Here is a 17646-nt window from a genome sequence, read left to right on the forward strand (position 1 = left end):
AACGGCGGGTTGTGGTGCTCACCGGTCGCGAAGACGTCGAGCCCGACCTCCTCCGCCTTCAGCGCGATGGCGACGGTGTTCTTGATCCGCTCGTGGTCGCCCGGCGTGGTGCCGTCGGTGGGATCGGTGGTCCGATCCCCGACGGTGAAGATTCCGAACTGCATGACACAACACTCCAAGCCGCCCCAGGAAGTCCGTCCTCTTCCATAGTGCACGACTCGGAGGAAGAACCGGAAACCTATCCGATAAGCCTCCGGCGCTCGGCTGCCCGACGCCCGACGCCCGACGCCCGACGCACGCCTCCGCCTCCCGCCGTCCGCCGCGCTTCCCGCCTCCCGCCGTCGTCGTGACGAAGTCCGCGGCGCGGGCTGGACGGCCCGCCTTGTGGCACCCAGGCTCGTGGCCATGACACCCGTACGAGAAGCGCAGCAGCCCGTCGTCACCGTCTGGTCGGACATCGGCTGTCCCTGGGCCACGCTCGCCCTGAACACCCTGCGGGCCACCGCCGCCGAACGCGGCCAGGACCTCCTGATCGACCACCGCGCCTTCCCCCTGGAGCTGTTCAACCGCCAGCCCACGCCCAAGCACATCGTCGACGCGGAGATCGTGATGCTCGGCGCCCACCGCCCGGAGCTGGGCTGGCGGCTGTGGGACGCGCCGATGTGGGAGTACCCGTCGAGCATCCTGCCCGCCCTCGAGGCCGTACAGGCCGCAAAGTCCCCCGAGGTGGGCGGAGTGCGCGGCTCGGACCAGCTCGACGCCGGACTGCGGCGCGCCTTCTACGCCGAACACCGCTGCATAGCCGTCCACTCCGTCATCCTCGACATCGCCGAAAACTGCCCGGACGTCGACGCCGGCGCCCTGGAGAAGGCCCTGTCCCAGGGCGCGGGACGCCGCGAGGTGTACGAGCAGTGGCACGAGGCGCGGGGGCCACACATCCAGGGCAGCCCGCACTTCTTCGCCGCCGGCGGCTACGACGCGCACAATCCGGGCGCCACCTACGTCTTCACCGGCGATCCGTACGACGGAGGCTTTCCCCGGCTCGATCATTACGACGCGGGCTGGGCGGCCGCGCTGCTGGACTCCCTGGCCGTTTAGCCTGGCGGAATGGAATTCCGCGGGCAGCTGCCGGTCGTCGCGGCCGTGGCGGCCGGCGGCGCGCTCGGCGCGGCCGCGCGCTACGCCGCGGTACTGGCCTGGCCCACCCCGCCGGGCGCCTTCCCCTGGACGATCCTCACCGTCAACGCGGCCGGCTGTGCGGCGATCGGCGTCCTGATGGTCCTGGTCACGGAGGTCGCCGCCGCGCCCCACCGGCTGGTGCGTCCGTTCCTCGGTACGGGGGTGCTCGGCGGCTTCACCACCTTCTCCACGTACGCGCTCGACACGCACTTCCTGCTGAGCGCCGGGGAGGCGACCCGGGGCATCCTCTATCTGGGATCGACGGTGGTCGTGGCCCTGGCCGCCGTCTGGGCCGCGACCACGGCGACCCGTGGCGCTCTGGCGAGGAGAACGCGATGACGAGACTGGCGGGCAGGGCCCTGAGGGTGACGATCCTCGTCGGGGAGAGCGACACCTGGCACCACCGGCCGCTGTACTCCGAGATCGTGCACCGGGCGCACGAGGCCGGTCTCGCCGGGGCGTCCGTCTTCCGCGGCATCGAGGGCTACGGCGCCTCGTCCCTCATCCACACCTCGCGGCTCCTCTCCCTGAGCGAGGACCTGCCGGTCGCGATCCTGATCGTGGACACCGAGGACCGCGTCCGGGCGTTCCTGCCCCAACTGGACGCGCTGGTGCACGAGGGCCTGGTGATCCTCGACGACTGCGAGGTCATCCGCTACGCCGGCCGGGAACGGCCTGAGTGAACTGGCTCCTGGTGATCGCCGGCGCGGCTGTCGGCGCCCCCCTGCGCTATCTCACCGACCGCGCGATCCAGTCCCGCCACGACTCCCTCTTCCCCTGGGGCACCTTCACGGTGAACGTGGCCGGCTCCCTGGTCCTGGGCCTGCTCACCGGCGTCTCCTCGGCCCAGACCCACCTCCTCCTCGGCACGGGCCTGTGCGGGGCGCTGACGACGTACTCCACGTTCTCGTACGAGACGCTGAAGCTCTACGAGAGCGGCGCCCGCGGCTACGCCCTGGCGAACGTCACGGGGAGCGTGGCCGCCGGCCTGGCAGCCGTATGGCTGGGAGCCGAGGCGGCCACTGTGCTCTAGGTCTCCCCCCACGACCTCCCGCTGACAGCCGAGCGACCCCAAGGGAACGGAGACCAGCACCCGTTCCCCCACGGCGTGTCCTGCCAGCCGCGCACGCGCGGATCGACCTGGTTTGCGTGGGCGTCGGCGGCTCATTCGTTCTGGCTCCAGACGGTACGCCGCTGGGGGGGCTGGGGCAGGCCGGACGAGACGCCACGCGTTGTCGATGGTCACTGGACTGGCCGGCTGTGGGCTGCTACTCCCTCCGGCAGCAGCACTCGGCCGACCGTTGAAGCACTTGGCCCCACAGGCCGGTTGAAGGGGGACGTGGCGCCTCCTGACCCGATGCCACGGGCCGACCGGCGCGGCGAGGGTGTCCTGACCAGCAAAAAAGACCCTCCCGAAGGGAGGGTCCCGATCTTGCGCCCCCGGCAGGACTCGAACCTGCGGCCAAGTGCTTAGAAGGCACCTGCTCTATCCACTGAGCTACGGGGGCCGGGTGGTGGCCCGGTGGCCGGAGCCCCCTGGTGGGTGGGGTCTGGCCTGCCGGGTCAAGGATAGGGCTCCGATCGCCTTGGCCCGGTTGCTTCACCTGCGTGGCACGATGTGGAGGTTCAGTGAAGCGGAACGATAATCGCAGGCAGGTGCGATTCCCGCAGCGCTTTTCGCGCCACTTGGCCCGGGTGTTGTGCACTCGTTATGCCTGAGGCGCGCGTCATCGGTTGTTCGGTCGGCGCGTAGGACCGTTATACGCTTCAAAAAGGCTCCAAAATTGGGCATTCTTCGCATGTGGTGACCTTGGACGAACGGCCTCAGCTGATCGACGCACTCTCCGCCCTGCGCGACTGTGTCGCCGCCGTGCGTCTACCCCTCCCCCTTCCAGGCGCCCCCCGCGCCCGGCAGACCCGTGCCGAGCTGCTCGCCCAGCTCGACGACTACCTCGTCCCCCGGCTCAAGGACCCCGACGCCCCCCTCCTCGCCGTCGTCGGCGGTTCCACCGGAGCCGGGAAGTCCACCCTCGTCAACTCCCTTGTGGGGAGGCGGGTCAGCGAGGCCGGAGTCCTCAGGCCCACCACCCGCACCCCCGTCCTCGTCTGTCACCCGGAGGACCACCACTGGTTCGCCGGGCTCCGCGTCCTCCCGCAGCTCACCCGCGTCTGGCTGCCCCAGCAGGACGACGACAACCCGGCCGAGGACCCCCCGGAGGACAACGCCCTGCGCGTCGAGACCTCCTCCGCCCTCGCCCGCGGCATCGCCCTGCTCGACGCGCCCGACATCGACTCCCTCGTCGTGGAGAACCGGCTGCTCGCCGCCGAGTTGATGTGCGCCGCCGACATCTGGGTGATGGTCACGACCGCCTCCCGCTACGCCGACGCCGTCCCCTGGCACCTCCTGCGCACCGCGAAGGAGTACGACGCCACCCTCGTCACCGTCCTCGACCGCGTCCCCCACCAGGTCATCGGCGAGGTCTCCCGGCAGTACGAGGCCCTCCTCGACAAGGCCGGACTGGGAGACGTACCCCGGTTCACCATCCCCGAGCTGCCCGAGTCGACCGGCGGCGGCAGCGGCCTGCTGCCCGACAACGCCGTCGCCCCGCTGCGCGCCTGGCTCGCCCACCGCGCCCAGGACCCCGCCGCCCGCCAGCAGGCCGTCGCCCGCACCGCCTCGGGCGTCATCGACTCCCTCGACAGCCGGATGCCCGAGCTGGCCGCGGCGGTCGCCGCCCAGTACGCCGCCGCCGTCCGCCTCGGCGGCGCCGTCGAGGCGGCGTACGAGGAACAGGGCGAACGGGTCCGCCGCCAGCTGCAGCACGGCGCCGTCCTCGCCGGCGACGCCCGCACCCGCTGGCGCGCCTATCCCCGCGACAGCTCCGCCGAAGAGCTCCTCGACGCCCTCGCCGAATCCCTCGCCGCCCTCGTCCAGTGCGCCGTCGACGCCGCCGACGAGCGGGTACGGGACGCCTGGCGCCGCGAGCCGGCCGCCGCGGCGCTCGTCGCCGCCCACACCGTCCCCGACCGGGAGGCCGCCGAGCGGATCGGCGTGGTGGTACGGCGCTGGCGGCGCGTCCTCGAAGAGCTGGCCGAGGACGAGGTACGGGGCCTGGAGCGCGCCACCGCCCCCCGTACCGCCGTCCCCGACGCCGAAACCGTCGCCGCCCTGCTCGCCGCCGCCCTCCTCGGCGGCCGCCGCGCCCGGGGCGCCGGCGAACGGCTCGCCGAACTCCTCGGCGCCCAGGGCGCCCTCCACCTGCGGGACAAGGGCGGCGAACTGGTCACCACGTACCTCGACCGCGCCCTGCACGCCGAACGCGACCGGCTCCTCGCCCCCCTCGACGCCCTCGACGTGACCCCCGAGCCGCAGGCGGAGCTGATCGCCGCGCTCTCCGTACTGCAGAAGGAGAAGTGAGGACCGGTGAGCAGCAGCACGGTGGACGACCGGTGGGACGACGGTTTGATCGCGCGCAGAGCGGCCGAGCGGGGCGGCGAGAGCACGCTCACCGAGGACGGGGAGCGGGCGGCGGAGCAGGACGGCCTGCCGGCCCTGGGAGGCCGGTACGGCGGCTCCCTGCGCGCCCGCCTCGACGCCCTCCACGAACTCGTCGGCCTCTCCCGTACGCGACTCGACAACGAGACACTCGCCGAGGCCGGACGCGTGCTCGACGAGGCCGCGGCCCGGCAGCGGCTCTCCGCCCGCCACACCGTCGTCGCCATCGCCGGCTCCACCGGCAGCGGCAAGTCCACCCTCTTCAACGCCCTCGCCGGAGTTCCCGTCTCCGAGACCGGCCTGCGCCGCCCCACCACCGCCGCGCCCATCGCGCTCAGCTGGTCCGAGGGCTCCGCCGGGCTCCTCGACCGGCTGGCCGTGCCCAGCCGGCTGCGCCGCCGCCCCCTCGCGGGCGGCGCCGCCGACGAGGACCTGCAGGGACTTGTCCTCATCGACCTCCCCGACCACGACTCGGCCGTCACCACCCACCGCGACCAGGTCGACCGCGTCCTCGGCCTCGTCGACGCCGTCATCTGGGTCGTGGACCCCGAGAAGTACGCCGACGCCTCCCTCCACGAACGCTATCTGCGGCCGCTCGCGGGTCACGCCGAGGTCACCTTCGTCGTCCTCAACCAGATCGACCGGCTGAACACCGAGGCCACCGATCTCGTCCTGGACGATCTGCGGCGCCTGCTCGACGAGGACGGCGTGGCCCTCGGCGAGCACGGCGAACCCGGCGCCACCGTCCTCGCCCTCTCCGCGCTCACCGGGGAGGGCGTGGGCGAACTGCGCGAGCTGCTCGGACGGTTCGTGCAGGAGCGGTCCGCGCCTGCCCTCCGCCTCTCCGCCGATGTCGACGCGGCGGCGAACCGGCTCCGCCCGGTGTACGTCGCCGACGGCACCACCGGTCTCGGTGAACGCGCCAGGGAGGCCTTCTCGGCCCGTCTCGCCGTAGCCGTCGGCGCCACGGCGGCCGGCGAGGCCGCCGAACGCGTCTGGCGCCGCAGCGCCATCCGCGCCTGCGGCACCCCCTGGCTGCGGCTCTACCGCTGGTACGAGCGGATCCGCGAGCACGGCTCCACCGACCCGCGCCTCCAGCCGCCGACCGAGGAGGAGCTGACGGCGCGCCAGCGCGTGGAGCAGGCCGTACGGCTCGTCGCCGAGGACGCCTCGCGGGGGCTGCCGGCGCCGTGGGCGCAGGCGGTGCGCGAGGCGGCGGTACGCGGAGCGGAGGGGCTGCCCGAGGCCCTCGACGAGCTCGCGGCGCGCGTCGGGGACCCGGCGGCCCGCCCGCCCCGCCCGGCCTGGTGGCCCGCCGCCGTACTGGCCCAGGTGCTCATGACGCTTCTGCAGTTCTTCGGTGCGCTGTGGCTGGTCGGCCAGATCATCGGCGTCGTGGAGCCGGGCCTCCTGCCGCCCGTCCTGATCATGACCGCCGGCATCGTCGGCGGGCCGCTGGTGGAGTGGGCGTGCGCGGCCGCCGTCAAGGGGCCGGCGCGGCGGTACGGGCAGGAGGCCGAGCGCAAGCTGCGCGAGGCGGCGGCCGCCTGCGGGCGGGCCCGCGTGCTCGACCCGATCTCGGCGGAGCTGATGCGCTACCGGGAGGTTCGCGAGCAGTACGTGACGGTGTCCGGGACCCGGTCCGGCGCCCGGGTCACCCGCCTCGGCGGCGGGCGGTGGGGCGGCATCCGGTCCGGGGCCCGGATGCGGTGAGGCGGCCGGGCGGGGTGCGCGGTTGTGGTGCGGGGCGGCCCGGTGCGCGGTTCAGGCGAGCGTCCGGCCCGGCGCGCGGTTCAGGCGAGGGTGTCCCGGCCCGGCGGGCGAGGCGTCGGCGGCCCCGCCACGCATGAGGGGAGGCGTCTCCGGCCCCGTGCCCGGATCACGATGTGAGGGCCCGGTGTCACCCGGTCGGATGACGAAGTTGTCCCCAGGCGCTCGGCTGTCCACAGCCGCCGACGGGTTCCGCTCGACGGGTCCACCCTGAAGACCAGGCCGACGACTTGGACAGGGGGAGGGCCATGAACGACACGACGGTGACATTGATCGGGAACGTGGCGACGGGCGTGGAGTACCGGGACACGGCGACGGGAGGGGTGGCCAGGTTCCGCTTCGCGGTGACCGCGCGGCGCTGGGACCGGGAGCGGGGCACCTGGTCCGACGGACACACCAGTTTCTACACGGTCTTCGCCTGGCGGGCTCTGGGCGCCAACCTCGCCGCCTCAGTGTCGGTGGGCGAACCGCTGGTCGTGCACGGTCGGCTGAAAGTGCGTGAGGAGGAAAGAGACGGCCAGCGCAAGACGTTCGTCGACATCGACGCGCTGTCGGTGGGCCACGATCTGTCGCGCGGTACGGCGGCGTTCCGGCGCGTGGTGAAGGGGGAACCGCGACTGACGGAACGGCAGGAGAACAGCGCCTCCGGCCCGCCCCGCGACCCGTGGGACACCCGCCCGGAGCCGGTGGCGGAGGCGCCGGCTCCCTCGGCGGGGCCCGCAGAGTCACCGGCGGTGCGGGAGCCGCAGGTCCTGGAGCCCGCTCCATGACCGCGAGTTGAGGGGATATATCGACACCGCGACCAGCGCTTCTACGCGAATCGGACCCCGGTCATAACGATTCCGAGACGGAATGGTTATCAGACCGTACGGGCGGGCATCGGAGGCTTCCCCGTCCCTAGGATTCCCGGGTACTCATACGGGACTTGAGTCTGCACCAGAGCCAGTCTCAAGCCTGTTGGGTCTGTGAGTCTGCTGGCGAAGCGCTCCCCCCACGCGGATCGACCATCGACGCGGAGCAGCTCGCCCGGAGGGGAAATTCATGTTTTCTGTTCGGAGGCGCGGCACCGCCCGCCTTGCCGCCGCGACCGTGGTCTCGGGCCTCGTCGCTGCGGGTGCGATAGCCGTCGCAGGACCGGCGCTGGCGGACGAGGGGCCGCAGAGCTCCGGCGGCGCCACCGCCACGCTCGGCAAGCTCGCCGTCTACGACACCGTGAACGTCGCGGGCAAGGGACAGGTCTCCGCCGGTCTCTTCGAGATGAAGGTCACGCCGGGCGGGGCGCTGCAGACCTACTGCATCGACTTCCACACCGACGCGCTGAAGGGCCAGGAGTACAAGGAGGTCGGCTGGGACCAGTCGTCCCTGCACAACAACAAGGACGCCGGCAAGATCCGCTGGATCCTGCAGAACTCCTACCCCCAGGTGAACGACCTGGCCGGCCTGGCCAAGAAGGCCGGCGTCGCGAACCTCACCGAGAAGACCGCCGCCGCCGCCACCCAGGCCGCGATCTGGCACTTCTCCGACGACATCGACGCCGTGCCGGTCGACGCCAACGCCAAGGCGCTCACCGAGTACCTGGAGAAGAACGCGCAGAACCTGGAGGAGCCGAAGGCGTCCCTCAGCCTGTCGCCGTCGTCCGTCGCCGGTAAGACCGGTGAGCGCCTCGGTCCGATCACGGTGAGCACCAACGCCGCCTCGGCCGCCGTCTCGCTCGCCCCCGGCGCCCCCGAGGGCGTCAAGCTGGTCGACAAGGACGGCAAGGTCGTCACCAACGTCGCCAACGGCGGCCAGGTCTTCTTCGACGTCCCCGCCGGCTCCGCCGACGGTGCCGCCGAGCTGACCGTCCAGGCCGACACCACCGTGCCGATCGGCCGCGCCTTCGTCGCCACCAAGGTGAAGAGCCAGACCCTGATCCTGGCCGGCACCAGCACCTCCACGGTCAACGCCAAGGCCACCGCGACCTGGGCGAAGAAGGGCGCGATCCCGGCCGTCTCGGCCGTGAAGAACTGCGCCAAGGGCGGCCTGGAGGTCACGGCCTCCAACGAGGGTGACGAGGACTTCACCTTCGAGCTCAAGGGCATGAAGTACACGATCGCCGCCGGTGCCTCCAAGACCGTGACGGTCCCGCTGGCCGAGGACCAGGCGTACGACTTCACGATCACCGGCCCGAACGGCTTCGAGAAGACCTTCAAGGGCGTCTTCGACTGCAAGACGGCCACCCCGGCCCCGACGCCGTCGGAGACCCCGTCCACCGAGCCGTCCCCGACCACCCCGGCGGGCACCACCGGCGGCACGGGCACGGGCACCGGCACCACCTCGGGCGACCTGGCCGAGACCGGCAGCTCCAGCGCCACCCCGATGATCGCCGGCATCGCCGTCGTCCTCGTGGTCCTCGGCGGCGGCGCGGTCTTCTTCCTCCGCAGGAAGAACGCGGCCGGCCAGTAGGACCGTGAACACCGAGTGACATGGGGCAACCCATAGTCACCGACGGCCCCGGTGCGCACCACGCGCACCGGGGCCGTCGCCGTACCCGGAGAAGTACGGGTTTCCATCGCGGGGTGGACGTCAGGCAAGATGGGGTGTATCTGCCCACTCACTCTTTGCCGGACGGTTTCTCTTGGCTGAGTACATCTACACGATGCGCAAGACGCGCAAGGCGCACGGCGACAAGGTCATCCTCGATGACGTGACGCTGAGCTTCCTGCCCGGTGCGAAGATCGGTGTGGTCGGCCCGAACGGTGCCGGTAAGTCCACCGTTCTGAAGATCATGGCGGGCCTTGAGCAGCCGTCCAACGGTGACGCGTTCCTGTCGCCCGGCTACAGCGTCGGCATCCTCATGCAGGAGCCGAAGCTGGACGAGGCCAAGACCGTTCTGGAGAACGTCCAGGACGGCGCCGCCGAGATCATGGGCAAGCTCAAGCGCTTCAACGAGGTCGCCGAGCTCATGGCGACCGACTACTCGGACGCGCTGATGGACGAGATGGGCAAGCTTCAGGAGGACCTGGACCACGCCAACGCCTGGGACCTCGACGCGCAGCTCGAGCAGGCCATGGACGCGCTGGGCTGCCCGCCCGGCGACTGGCCGGTCACCAACCTCTCCGGTGGCGAGAAGCGCCGCGTCGCGCTCTGCAAGCTGCTGATCGAGGCCCCGGACCTGCTCCTCCTCGACGAGCCCACCAACCACCTCGACGCCGAGTCGGTGAACTGGCTGGAGCAGCACCTCTCGAAGTACGCGGGCGCCGTCGTCGCCGTCACGCACGACCGGTACTTCCTGAACAACGTCGCCGAGTGGATCCTCGAGCTCGACCGCGGCCGAGCGATCCCCTACGAGGGCAACTACTCCACGTATCTGGAGAAGAAGGCCACCCGTCTCAAGGTCGAGGGCCGCAAGGACGAGAAGCGCGCCAAGCGCCTCAAGGAAGAGCTGGAGTGGGTCCGCTCCAACGCCAAGGGCCGGCAGACCAAGTCCAAGGCGCGCCTCGCCCGTTACGAGGAGATGGCGGCCGAGGCCGACAAGATGCGGAAGCTGGACTTCGAGGAGATCCAGATCCCGCCGGGCCCGCGTCTGGGCTCCGTCGTCGTCGAGGTCAACAACCTCTCCAAGGCGTTCGGTGACAAGGTCCTCGTCGACGACCTGTCCTTCACCCTGCCCCGTAACGGCATCGTCGGCATCATCGGCCCGAACGGCGCCGGCAAGACCACGCTGTTCAAGATGATCCAGGGCCTGGAGGCCCCGGACTCCGGCACGGTCAAGATCGGCGAGACCGTCAAGATCAGCTACGTCGACCAGACCCGCGCCAACATCGACCCCAAGAAGACCCTCTGGGCCGTCGTGTCGGACGAGCTGGACTACATCAACGTCGGCCAGGTCGAGATGCCGTCGCGCGCGTACGTCAGCGCCTTCGGCTTCAAGGGGCCGGACCAGCAGAAGCCCGCCGGTGTCCTCTCCGGTGGTGAGCGCAACCGCCTCAACCTCGCGCTCACGCTCAAGGAGGGCGGCAACCTGCTGCTCCTCGACGAGCCCACCAACGACCTCGACGTCGAGACCCTGTCCTCGCTGGAGAACGCGCTCCTCGAGTTCCCCGGCGCGGCCGTGGTCATCTCCCACGACCGTTGGTTCCTGGACCGGGTCGCCACGCACATCCTGGCGTACGAGGGCGACTCGAAGTGGTACTGGTTCGAGGGCAACTTCGAGTCGTACGAGAAGAACAAGATCGAGCGCCTCGGCCCGGACGCGGCCCGTCCGCACCGTGCCACGTACAAGAAGCTGACCCGAGGCTGAGCGTGCGCCATATCTACAGCTGTCCCCTGCGCTGGTCGGACATGGACGCCTTCGGGCACGTCAACAACGTCGTCTTCCTGCGGTATCTGGAAGAGGCGCGGATCGACTTCATGTTCCGGCTGGCGCCGGGCGACGGTTCGCCGTCGTTCTCCGGCGGCTCCGTCGTGGCCCGGCACGAGATCGACTACGTACGGCCGCTGGTGCACCGGCACGAGCCGGTCACCATCGAGTCGTGGGTCACGAAGATAGGCGCGGCGTCGCTGACGATCGCGTACGAGATCAAGGACCCGGACGTCGTGTACGTACGGGCCTCGACGATCGTCGTGCCCTTCGACCTGGAGGCGCAGCGGCCGCGCAGGATCTCCGCGGAGGAGCGCTCCTTCCTGGAGGAGTACGTCGACGACGGGATGACGTCCGCCGCATGATCGCGCCGCTGCACTTCGCCGACGCCCGGGAGGCGGCGGACCTCGCCGCCTTCCTGGCCCGGCTGATCCACTACGACCGCGCCGCCGCCGTCCGCCTCCAGGCGGGGGGCGGGGCGCTGGCCGTGTTCGGACGGCCGCCGTCGTTCGAGGTGCTCGCCATCCGTACGGCACGCCTCGTCGACGCGGTGGATCTGGACATCACGGTCTCCGCCGGTGAACTCCTGGAGGGGATCGAGGAGTCCGCCGGCAAGGCGGTCGTCCCGGACGCCGTCACGGGACCGCCGTGGGCCGGTGTCCTGCCGCCCCGGGGCGGCTGGGAGCCGGTCACCGGAGTCCCGGGCGGCGCGGAGCTGCGCGCCGCCGTCGCGGCGGCGGTCGCCGAGTTCCGGGCACGGGACGAGGAGCTGCCCGAGGAGCGGCGGACGCGGGCGGAGCGTGACCGGATCGGTCGCGAGATCTGGTCGCGGACGGTGGCGGGTACGGAGCTCCCGCTGCGTGCCGTCCACGCCGCCCAGTCGCTGGGTTTCCTCCCGCCGCACGAGGTGCCGGTCGCCCTGCTGGCAGCCGGCCCCTGGCTTCGGCTGCGTACGCCGTACGGCTCGATCGCGCTGCGCACGGTCACGCCGTCGCTGACGGTCTCCCCGGCGTCACGCCACTGATCCACTCACCGGTCCAGAGGCCCTGGCCGTCATCGCGCCGTCGTCGCGCCTGCTCAGGGGTTCACTCCGCCGCGTTCACCATCGAGGCCGCCGCGTACGTGAGGTAGTTCCACAGCTGCCGCTCGTGCTCGGGGGCCAGGCCGAGCTCGTCCACGGCGTCGCGCATGTGCTTCAGCCAGGCGTCGTGCGCCGCCCTGTCGACCGTGAACGGCGCGTGCCGCATCCGCAGCCGGGGGTGGCCGCGGTGGTCGCTGTAGGTGCGGGGCCCGCCCCAGTACTGGATCAGGAAGAGCACGAGCCGCTCCTCCGCCGGTCCGAGGTCCTCCTCGGGGTACATCGGGCGCAGCAGGGGGTCCTCGGCGACACCCTGGTAGAAACGGCGGACGAGGCGACGGAAGGTGTCTTCGCCACCCACCTGCTCGTAGAAGGTCTGCTCCTGAAGCGTGCCGCGCGGAATCTCGTTCACCGCTCCATGGTCTCAGATGCCCCGGCCGAGTACCGGAGGACTAGGACGCCCCCGGGAACGCCCCCTGGGAACGCTCCCTAGGACACCGGCCGGGTGCTCGCCTCCGGGGCCGTCGCGCAGGACAGTGGAGGCATGGGCGCACAGGTGGATGTCTTCGCCGAGGAAGGCGAGCGGGCGCGGCAGGCTCTCGTACGGGAGGTCGAGGCGTACGGAGCACTGCGCGACCCCGCCTGGCACGCGGCCTTCTCCGAGGTGCCCCGCCATCTGTTCGTCCCCTATTACTACGTCTCCGGGGTCACCGGCTACGAACGCCTCTGGTCCGGCCACCCCGACCCCGCCCGCCGCGTCCGCTGGCTGCGCGGCGCCTACCGGGACGAACCGCTCGCCACCCGCGTACGGGACGGGGAGCTGGTCTCCTCCTCCAGCCAGCCCTCCCTGATGGCGCAGATGCTGGAGGCGCTGGAGATACGGGACGGGCACGACGTCCTGGAGATCGGCGCCGGCACCGGCTACAACGCCGCCCTGCTCTGTCACCGGCTCGGCGACGAGCACGTCACCACCGTCGACCTGGACGAGGAGATCACCGAGTCCGCCCGCGCCCATCTCACCGTCGCCGGCTACAGGCCGGCCGTGTTCACCGGCGACGGCGCGCGCGGCTGCCCCGAGCGCGCGCCCTACGACCGGGTGATCGCCACCTGTACTCTGCCCTCGATCCCGTACGCCTGGCTCGCCCAGTGCCGCCCCGGCGCCCTCGTGCTGACGCCGCTGTCCACGGGGCTCGTGCTGCTGCGGGTCCGCGAAGGCGCCCACGCGGAAGGACGGTTCCTGCCCACCTCCGCGTACTTCGTCGCGCTGCGCGGCGGCAACGCGCGCTTCGGCCGCGGGCGGCCGGTGGGGCTGCCCAGGCAGGCGTACGAGGACGACGGGTTCCGGTTCCTGTTCACGCTGGCCGAGGAGAGCCTGGACGCACGCGAAGCGCTCTCGCTCTGGCAGCGCGAGGGGCGGCCTGAGCGGGAGCGCTTCGGGGTGACGGTGAGCGAGGGCCGGCAGTGGGCGTGGCTGGACGACCCCGGCGGGCCGTACGCCTGGCCGCTGCCGAGCCCGTGACCCGGGTGCTCGGGTGATCCGGGCGTCCGGGTCGGCCGGTGTCAGCCGCGGCGGACGGTGATCGTCGTCCAGGCGCCGACATGCACCCGGTCGCCGTCCTGGAGCGGGACGGGGACGTAGGGCTGGATCGGCTCCTCGGCGCCGTTGATCGTGGTGCCGTTGGTGGAGTTCTGGTCCACCACCGCCCACGAACCGTCCGGCTGTTGCACCAGTACCGCGTGCTGGTGCGAGACACCCGGGTCCTCCGGCGGCACGGACAGGTCGATGTCCGGCGACTCACCGGTGGACTGCCGGCGGCGGCCGATGCTGACCTGGTTGCCCTGGAGCGGCAGATGCTGCTCGGGGGAGTACGCGGGCAGGTTCAGACCCGTCGCCTCCGGGCCGCTGCGCTGCATCATCGCCAGGAAGTACTCGCGGTCCGGGCCGATGTACGCCGACCAGCCCATCGGCTGCGGGCGCTGCGGCGGGGGTTGCTGTTGCGGCTGCTGGGACTGCGGCTGCGGCGGTGACTGCTGGGGCTGTGACTGCTGAGACTGGTACGGCTGTTGCTGTTGCTGTTGCTGCTGCGGGGGCGGCGGCGGAGGAGGTGCCTGCCGTCCCTGCGCCTGCGAGGGCGGCGGCAGCATCCAGTCGTCGTCCGCCCTGCTGGGCGCCGGCTGCGGGGGCGCGGACGGCGGGGGGCCCTGCGGGAACGACGGCGGCGCGGGCGGCGGCCCCTGCTGGAACCCCTGAGGGGGCTGCTGCCCCGGGGGACGCTGCGGGGGCGCCTGGTGGTGCGTGGGATCGGCCGGCAGCGGCTCCGCGGGCCGGTTCATCTGCGAGGGCCGCGAGCCCTGGTACTCGTACGGGTCGGGCTGCCGCGGCGGGGACTGGAAGCCCGGCGGCAGGCTGAGGCCCGGGGGCGGGCCCTGCTGCGGAGCCGGCGGGGCCGTCGGAGTGTAGGAAGTGGCCGTGTTCGTGAGGAAGTTCCAGCGGCACTCCTCGCAGAACGGCGCCATGTGCTCGCGCGGCGTGCGGCACTGCGGGCAGAGCTCCGCCTGGGCGGTCGCGTTCGGGTCGCCGCCGGGACCGAAGCCGGCGGAGGCGGGCGGCGGGCCACCGGGACCGGCCGGATGACCAGGGCCGCCAGGACCGGCCGGATGACCGGGGCCACCGGGCCCACCAGGCCCGGGGTAGCCGTAGGCGGGAGGCGGCGGCGGGGGAGGCGGCGGTACGGCACCCGCAGGCGCACCCGCCCCGGCCATGCGATGGCCGCAGACCTCGCACCAGTCGTCGGAGACCGACTGGTGTCCGTTCGGGCAGGTCGGCATGTCGGTGCTTCCCCCTCTCGTCGTCCGGCTCCTTGGCCGGCGGGCTACTTCTTCACGCGAACGGTCTTGGTGGAGCGCGTCTCGAGAGTCATCTCGTCCGCCTCCGCGACCTTCGCCTTCAAACGCACAGTACCCGTCGCCGCGTCGACGACGTCCACCACCTTCGAAAGGAGTTTCGCCGTACCCTCGTTGCCGGAGGCGGCCGCCAGCTGCACCGCGCGGCCCAGCTTGGCGGTGGCGCCGTCGTGGTCGCCGGACTTGCGGGCGTTCAGGCCCTGCTGGATGACCTGGGCCAGTTCGACCTGGCCGGTGTAGTGCGCCACCTGGGGATTGATGGACGTGGACATGGCCATGTCGTCGGTCCACACCGCCCGTACGAGTCCCTGGGACAGGGTCCGCGGAGCGCCGCCCGCCGGGTCCGGGATGACCAAGGAGACGCGGGCGGCGAGCATCTCCTGCCCGATCTGCGCCTGCGGGACCCGCACGCGGATGTGGTAGTCGCGGGACTCGTCGCCCCACGAGCCGGTGGGGTAGTCGCCGGCCCGCGGGCCCGCCTCGGTGCGCCGGCCGGTCAGCTCCTCGACCGTCGGCGCCACCTGCTTCACGAACGTGATCTCCACGCCGACCGGGGTCCACAGGCGCAGGGCCACGTCCGCGACCTCCTTGCCCATGGCCCGCTCCATCATCGCGGTGAAGTCCGCCGCCAGGCCGGCCGGATCGGCCACGATGTCGGCCGTGCCGAGCAGCGCCGAGGCGATGCCGGTGACCTCCTTGACCTCCCAGTCGGTCCCCACACCGCGCGCGTCGCAGGTGAACCGTCCGGCGCAGGCCTCCAGCGCGGCCCGCAGGTCCGCCGGCGACTCGTGCTCGTTACGGCCGTCGGTGAGCAGGATGCCGTGCCGGATGGACGCGTCGGCGGAACCGAGCAGCCGGTCCGCGAGCCCCAGCCAGGTGCCGATCGCCGTACCGCCGCCCGCGCTCAGGCGGCGCAGCGCCTCCTTGGCCCCGTCACGGGTCGTGGCGTCGGCGACGGCGAGCCGGCCGTCGCCGGGATAGACCTCCTGCGCCACGTGCGTACCGGCGACGACGGCGAAGGACGTTCCGTCGCGCAGGGCGTCGATGGCGGCGACGGTCGCGTCCCGCGCGCCGCGCATCTTGGTCGGCGGGTACTCCATCGAACCGGAGCAGTCGACCATGATCACGACGGCGGCGCCGGTCCCCGTGCCCGGCCGTGCGTCGGTGAGCGCGCCGTCGCTGGTGCCGCCGCCGGTCGAGGTGACCGTGACGATGGCGCTGACGTCGCGGCCGCCCTCCGGCAGGAACTCGTTCTGGTACACGTCCACCGAGAACTGCGGCACGGTCGACTTGGAGAAGTTCGCCATCTGATCGGGCTCCTCGACAACAGCGGGAACAACAACAGCGTGAGGGGGCGGGGGCGGGGGCGCGGACGCCGGGCCGGCGGCCGGCGACGGCTCAGGCCGATCCTGCCCCCCGGGGTCCCGCGGTGAACGGCAGCAGCGCCACCGTTACGTTGTCGTGGCCGCCGCCGTCCAGCGCGTGCCCGACCAGGACCTGGGCCCCGTGCAGCAGCCGCCCGGCGGAGTCCGGCGGCACGACCCGGGCCATGTCCTCGGCGGCCTCGGCGTAGTTCCACAGCCCGTCCGTGCAGACCACGACCACGCCGGAACGGTCCGGCTTGAACGCGGCCGTGTGCGGGGCCAGTTCGTACGCGTCGGCGCCCAGCCAGCCGGTGATCGCGTGGGCGCGCTCGTCGGCGTACGCCTCCGCCTCGCTCATGAGGCCGGCCGCGACCATCTGCGCGGCCCAGGAGTCGTCCTCGGTGAGCCGGGCGGGCGGCGCGGTGCGGTCGTCCGGCACCCAGTAGGCCCGGCTGTCGCCGATCCAGCCGACGATCAGCAGCCCGTCGGCGACGATCGCGCCGACGATGGTGCAGGCCGGAGCGTTCTGGTGGCGGTGCGGATCGTGCTCCATGGCGTCCTGGCCGGGCTGCTCGGCCAGCGCGTTGACCGCCTCGGCGGCGGCGACGATCGCCTCGTGCATGGCCTGCTGGGGGTGCGTGCCACGGGGCAGGGCGGCGAGCAGCGAGCGGCCGGCGGCGTCCGCGGCGGCGGCGGAGGCCTCGTCGGGGCGGGTCGCCGAGGAGACGCCGTCGCAGACGATCGCGAGGGTGGCGGGGGAGCCGTCGGGCAGCGCGGTGGCGGAGACGGCGAACGCGTCCTCGTTGCGGTGGTGGCGCAGGCCGCGGTCGCTGACGGCGGCGACCGTGGAGAGCTCCTGCTCCATGTGGTCGCGCTCGCGCGGCTGCGCGTGCCCGCAGTTCTCGCAGTACCCGTCGGCGTCCACCCGCCCGGCCCGGCACGCCACACACACCTTGGGCCCGGCGACCGGCTGCGGCGCGACCGGCTGGGAGGCGGCGGCCCGCGGGTCGGGCGCGGCCAGGGTGAAGTCCCCCTCCGTAGAAGGGGGCGGGGAGGAAGGCGGCGCGGGTGGCGGGGAGGGTACGGGGCCGGCTTCCGCGAGCGCCGCGAGGCCGTCCCCGGACGTCGCCGCCGCGTGCGGCCCGTCGGTGCGGACCGGGATCGTCGGCAGGTCCCGCGCGGGCGCCGGGCCCGCTTCACCGACCGCCGGCGCCTCCTGGCCCGGGGTGCCGTGCGCGGGTGTCCGCGGGGGCAGGTCGTGGCCGCCCGAGTCCATGACCGGCAGGTCGCCCGGGTGCTGGGTCGAGGTGGACAGCGCGTACGGGTCCCGGGGCGGCGCCTCGGGCCAGTCGACGGGGGTGCCGATCGCCACCGTCGGGCGGTCGGACCCCGGCTGCGGTGCGGGTACGGCCGTCAGGTCGTATCCGCACGCCCCGCAGAACCGGTCACCCGAGTCCAGTGGTTCCGCGCAGCCGGGGCAGGCGGAGAGTTGGTGCTGGGGCTTCTGGGACAT

17 protein-coding genes and 1 tRNA gene are annotated in these 17646 nt (G+C 72.5%); 12 read left to right on the forward strand and 6 right to left on the reverse strand.

Translation table 11 applies throughout. The features are described from left to right. Positions 1-164 (reverse strand): LLM class flavin-dependent oxidoreductase (locus ACIRB4_RS05655; RefSeq protein WP_403289614.1); only part of this gene is annotated, 164 nt, incomplete at its 3' end. 241 nt (positions 165-405) lie between these two features. Here ACIRB4_RS05655 and ACIRB4_RS05660 point away from each other — a divergent pair. Genes ACIRB4_RS05660 through crcB (ACIRB4_RS05675) form a run of 4 tightly spaced genes read left to right on the forward strand, consistent with a single transcriptional unit; the run spans position 406 to position 2212 of the window. Beyond that, the gene (locus ACIRB4_RS05660) at positions 406-1098 is read left to right on the forward strand and encodes a DsbA family protein (protein WP_403288683.1); all 693 of its coding nucleotides are present in this window, start codon (positions 406-408) and stop codon (positions 1096-1098) included. 9 nt (positions 1099-1107) lie between these two features. Next, positions 1108-1518, forward strand: a complete 411-nt coding sequence (crcB, locus tag ACIRB4_RS05665) for a fluoride efflux transporter CrcB (protein ID WP_403288684.1) — start codon at positions 1108-1110, stop codon at positions 1516-1518. Next, the gene (locus tag ACIRB4_RS05670; RefSeq protein WP_403288685.1) at positions 1515-1862 is read left to right on the forward strand and encodes a DUF190 domain-containing protein; all 348 of its coding nucleotides are present in this window, start codon (positions 1515-1517) and stop codon (positions 1860-1862) included. Before crcB (ACIRB4_RS05665) ends, ACIRB4_RS05670 begins: the two co-directional genes overlap by 4 nt. Next, positions 1859-2212 carry a fluoride efflux transporter CrcB gene (gene crcB, locus ACIRB4_RS05675; protein WP_403288686.1) on the forward strand — a complete coding sequence of 118 codons (354 nt, stop codon included), beginning with the start codon at positions 1859-1861 and terminating at the stop codon, positions 2210-2212. The genes ACIRB4_RS05670 and crcB (ACIRB4_RS05675) overlap by 4 nt, the downstream gene beginning before the upstream one ends. Positions 2213-2614: 402 nt before the next feature. Here the strand turns inward: crcB (ACIRB4_RS05675) and ACIRB4_RS05680 are convergent. Next, positions 2615-2687 (reverse strand) — tRNA-Arg (locus ACIRB4_RS05680). Positions 2688-2989: 302 nt separating this feature from the next. Between ACIRB4_RS05680 and ACIRB4_RS05685 the strand changes: the two genes are divergently transcribed. From ACIRB4_RS05685 to ACIRB4_RS05715, 7 genes are all read left to right on the forward strand, one after another. Next, positions 2990-4597 (forward strand): dynamin family protein, encoded by a 1608-nt coding sequence (locus ACIRB4_RS05685; protein WP_403288687.1) that lies wholly within the window; start codon positions 2990-2992, stop codon positions 4595-4597. 6 nt (positions 4598-4603) lie between these two features. After that, positions 4604-6388: a GTPase gene (locus tag ACIRB4_RS05690; RefSeq protein ID WP_403288688.1), complete on the forward strand. Its 1785-nt coding sequence runs from the start codon at positions 4604-4606 to the stop codon at positions 6386-6388. A gap of 305 nt (positions 6389-6693) precedes the next feature. Further along, positions 6694-7215 carry a single-stranded DNA-binding protein gene (locus ACIRB4_RS05695; protein ID WP_403288689.1) on the forward strand — a complete coding sequence of 174 codons (522 nt, stop codon included), beginning with the start codon at positions 6694-6696 and terminating at the stop codon, positions 7213-7215. Between the two features lie 271 nt (positions 7216-7486). Then, positions 7487-8890, forward strand: coding sequence for a Cys-Gln thioester bond-forming surface protein (locus tag ACIRB4_RS05700; protein WP_403288690.1), 1404 nt, complete (start codon positions 7487-7489; stop codon positions 8888-8890). A gap of 172 nt (positions 8891-9062) precedes the next feature. Continuing rightward, entirely contained in the window at positions 9063-10727 is a 1665-nt protein-coding gene (ettA, locus tag ACIRB4_RS05705; protein ID WP_403288692.1) for an energy-dependent translational throttle protein EttA, read from the forward strand. Between the two features lie 2 nt (positions 10728-10729). Further along, positions 10730-11152 carry a thioesterase family protein gene (locus tag ACIRB4_RS05710; RefSeq protein WP_356890620.1) on the forward strand — a complete coding sequence of 141 codons (423 nt, stop codon included), beginning with the start codon at positions 10730-10732 and terminating at the stop codon, positions 11150-11152. Then, entirely contained in the window at positions 11149-11811 is a 663-nt protein-coding gene (locus tag ACIRB4_RS05715) for a hypothetical protein (protein WP_403288693.1), read from the forward strand. The genes ACIRB4_RS05710 and ACIRB4_RS05715 overlap by 4 nt, the downstream gene beginning before the upstream one ends. Positions 11812-11872: 61 nt before the next feature. Here ACIRB4_RS05715 and ACIRB4_RS05720 read toward each other — a convergent pair whose 3' ends face one another. Beyond that, positions 11873-12277 carry a globin gene (locus ACIRB4_RS05720; RefSeq protein ID WP_403288694.1) on the reverse strand — a complete coding sequence of 135 codons (405 nt, stop codon included), beginning with the start codon at positions 12275-12277 and terminating at the stop codon, positions 11873-11875. 132 nt (positions 12278-12409) lie between these two features. Between ACIRB4_RS05720 and ACIRB4_RS05725 the strand changes: the two genes are divergently transcribed. Continuing rightward, positions 12410-13384, forward strand: a complete 975-nt coding sequence (locus ACIRB4_RS05725) for a methyltransferase domain-containing protein (RefSeq protein WP_403288695.1) — start codon at positions 12410-12412, stop codon at positions 13382-13384. A 41-nt stretch (positions 13385-13425) separates the two neighbouring features. On the opposite strand, the gene ACIRB4_RS05730 is transcribed toward ACIRB4_RS05725, so the two are convergent. The 3 genes from ACIRB4_RS05730 to ACIRB4_RS05740 form a co-directional block, all read right to left on the reverse strand. After that, complete coding sequence (locus tag ACIRB4_RS05730; RefSeq protein ID WP_403288696.1) at positions 13426-14694, reverse strand: FHA domain-containing protein; 1269 nt, start codon at positions 14692-14694, stop codon at positions 13426-13428. 44 nt (positions 14695-14738) lie between these two features. After that, positions 14739-16076, reverse strand: coding sequence for a VWA domain-containing protein (locus ACIRB4_RS05735; RefSeq protein WP_403288698.1), 1338 nt, complete (start codon positions 16074-16076; stop codon positions 14739-14741). 91 nt (positions 16077-16167) lie between these two features. Then, positions 16168-17646 carry a protein phosphatase 2C domain-containing protein gene (locus tag ACIRB4_RS05740; protein ID WP_403288699.1) on the reverse strand — a complete coding sequence of 493 codons (1479 nt, stop codon included), beginning with the start codon at positions 17644-17646 and terminating at the stop codon, positions 16168-16170.

Origin of the sequence: Streptomyces sp. NPDC093600 (assembly GCF_044764755.1) — a bacterium.
In the GTDB taxonomy this organism is placed as follows: domain Bacteria; phylum Actinomycetota; class Actinomycetes; order Streptomycetales; family Streptomycetaceae; genus Streptomyces.

Excerpts from the sequence above, each read along its gene's own strand:
- ACIRB4_RS05670 (WP_403288685.1), top strand. The coding sequence starts at position 1,515 with ATGACGAGACTGGCGGGCAGGGCCCTGAGGGTGACGATCCTCGTCGGG.
- ACIRB4_RS05695 (WP_403288689.1), top strand. The coding sequence starts at position 6,694 with ATGAACGACACGACGGTGACATTGATCGGGAACGTGGCGACGGGCGTG.
- ACIRB4_RS05660 (WP_403288683.1), top strand. The coding sequence starts at position 406 with ATGACACCCGTACGAGAAGCGCAGCAGCCCGTCGTCACCGTCTGGTCG.
- ACIRB4_RS05700 (WP_403288690.1), top strand. The coding sequence starts at position 7,487 with ATGTTTTCTGTTCGGAGGCGCGGCACCGCCCGCCTTGCCGCCGCGACC.
- ACIRB4_RS05715 (WP_403288693.1), top strand. The coding sequence starts at position 11,149 with ATGATCGCGCCGCTGCACTTCGCCGACGCCCGGGAGGCGGCGGACCTC.
- ACIRB4_RS05730 (WP_403288696.1), bottom strand. The coding sequence starts at position 14,694 with ATGCCGACCTGCCCGAACGGACACCAGTCGGTCTCCGACGACTGGTGC.
- ACIRB4_RS05725 (WP_403288695.1), top strand. The coding sequence starts at position 12,410 with ATGGGCGCACAGGTGGATGTCTTCGCCGAGGAAGGCGAGCGGGCGCGG.
- ACIRB4_RS05740 (WP_403288699.1), bottom strand. The coding sequence starts at position 17,646 with ATGTCCCAGAAGCCCCAGCACCAACTCTCCGCCTGCCCCGGCTGCGCG.
- ACIRB4_RS05735 (WP_403288698.1), bottom strand. The coding sequence starts at position 16,076 with ATGGCGAACTTCTCCAAGTCGACCGTGCCGCAGTTCTCGGTGGACGTG.
- crcB (WP_403288684.1), top strand. The coding sequence starts at position 1,108 with ATGGAATTCCGCGGGCAGCTGCCGGTCGTCGCGGCCGTGGCGGCCGGC.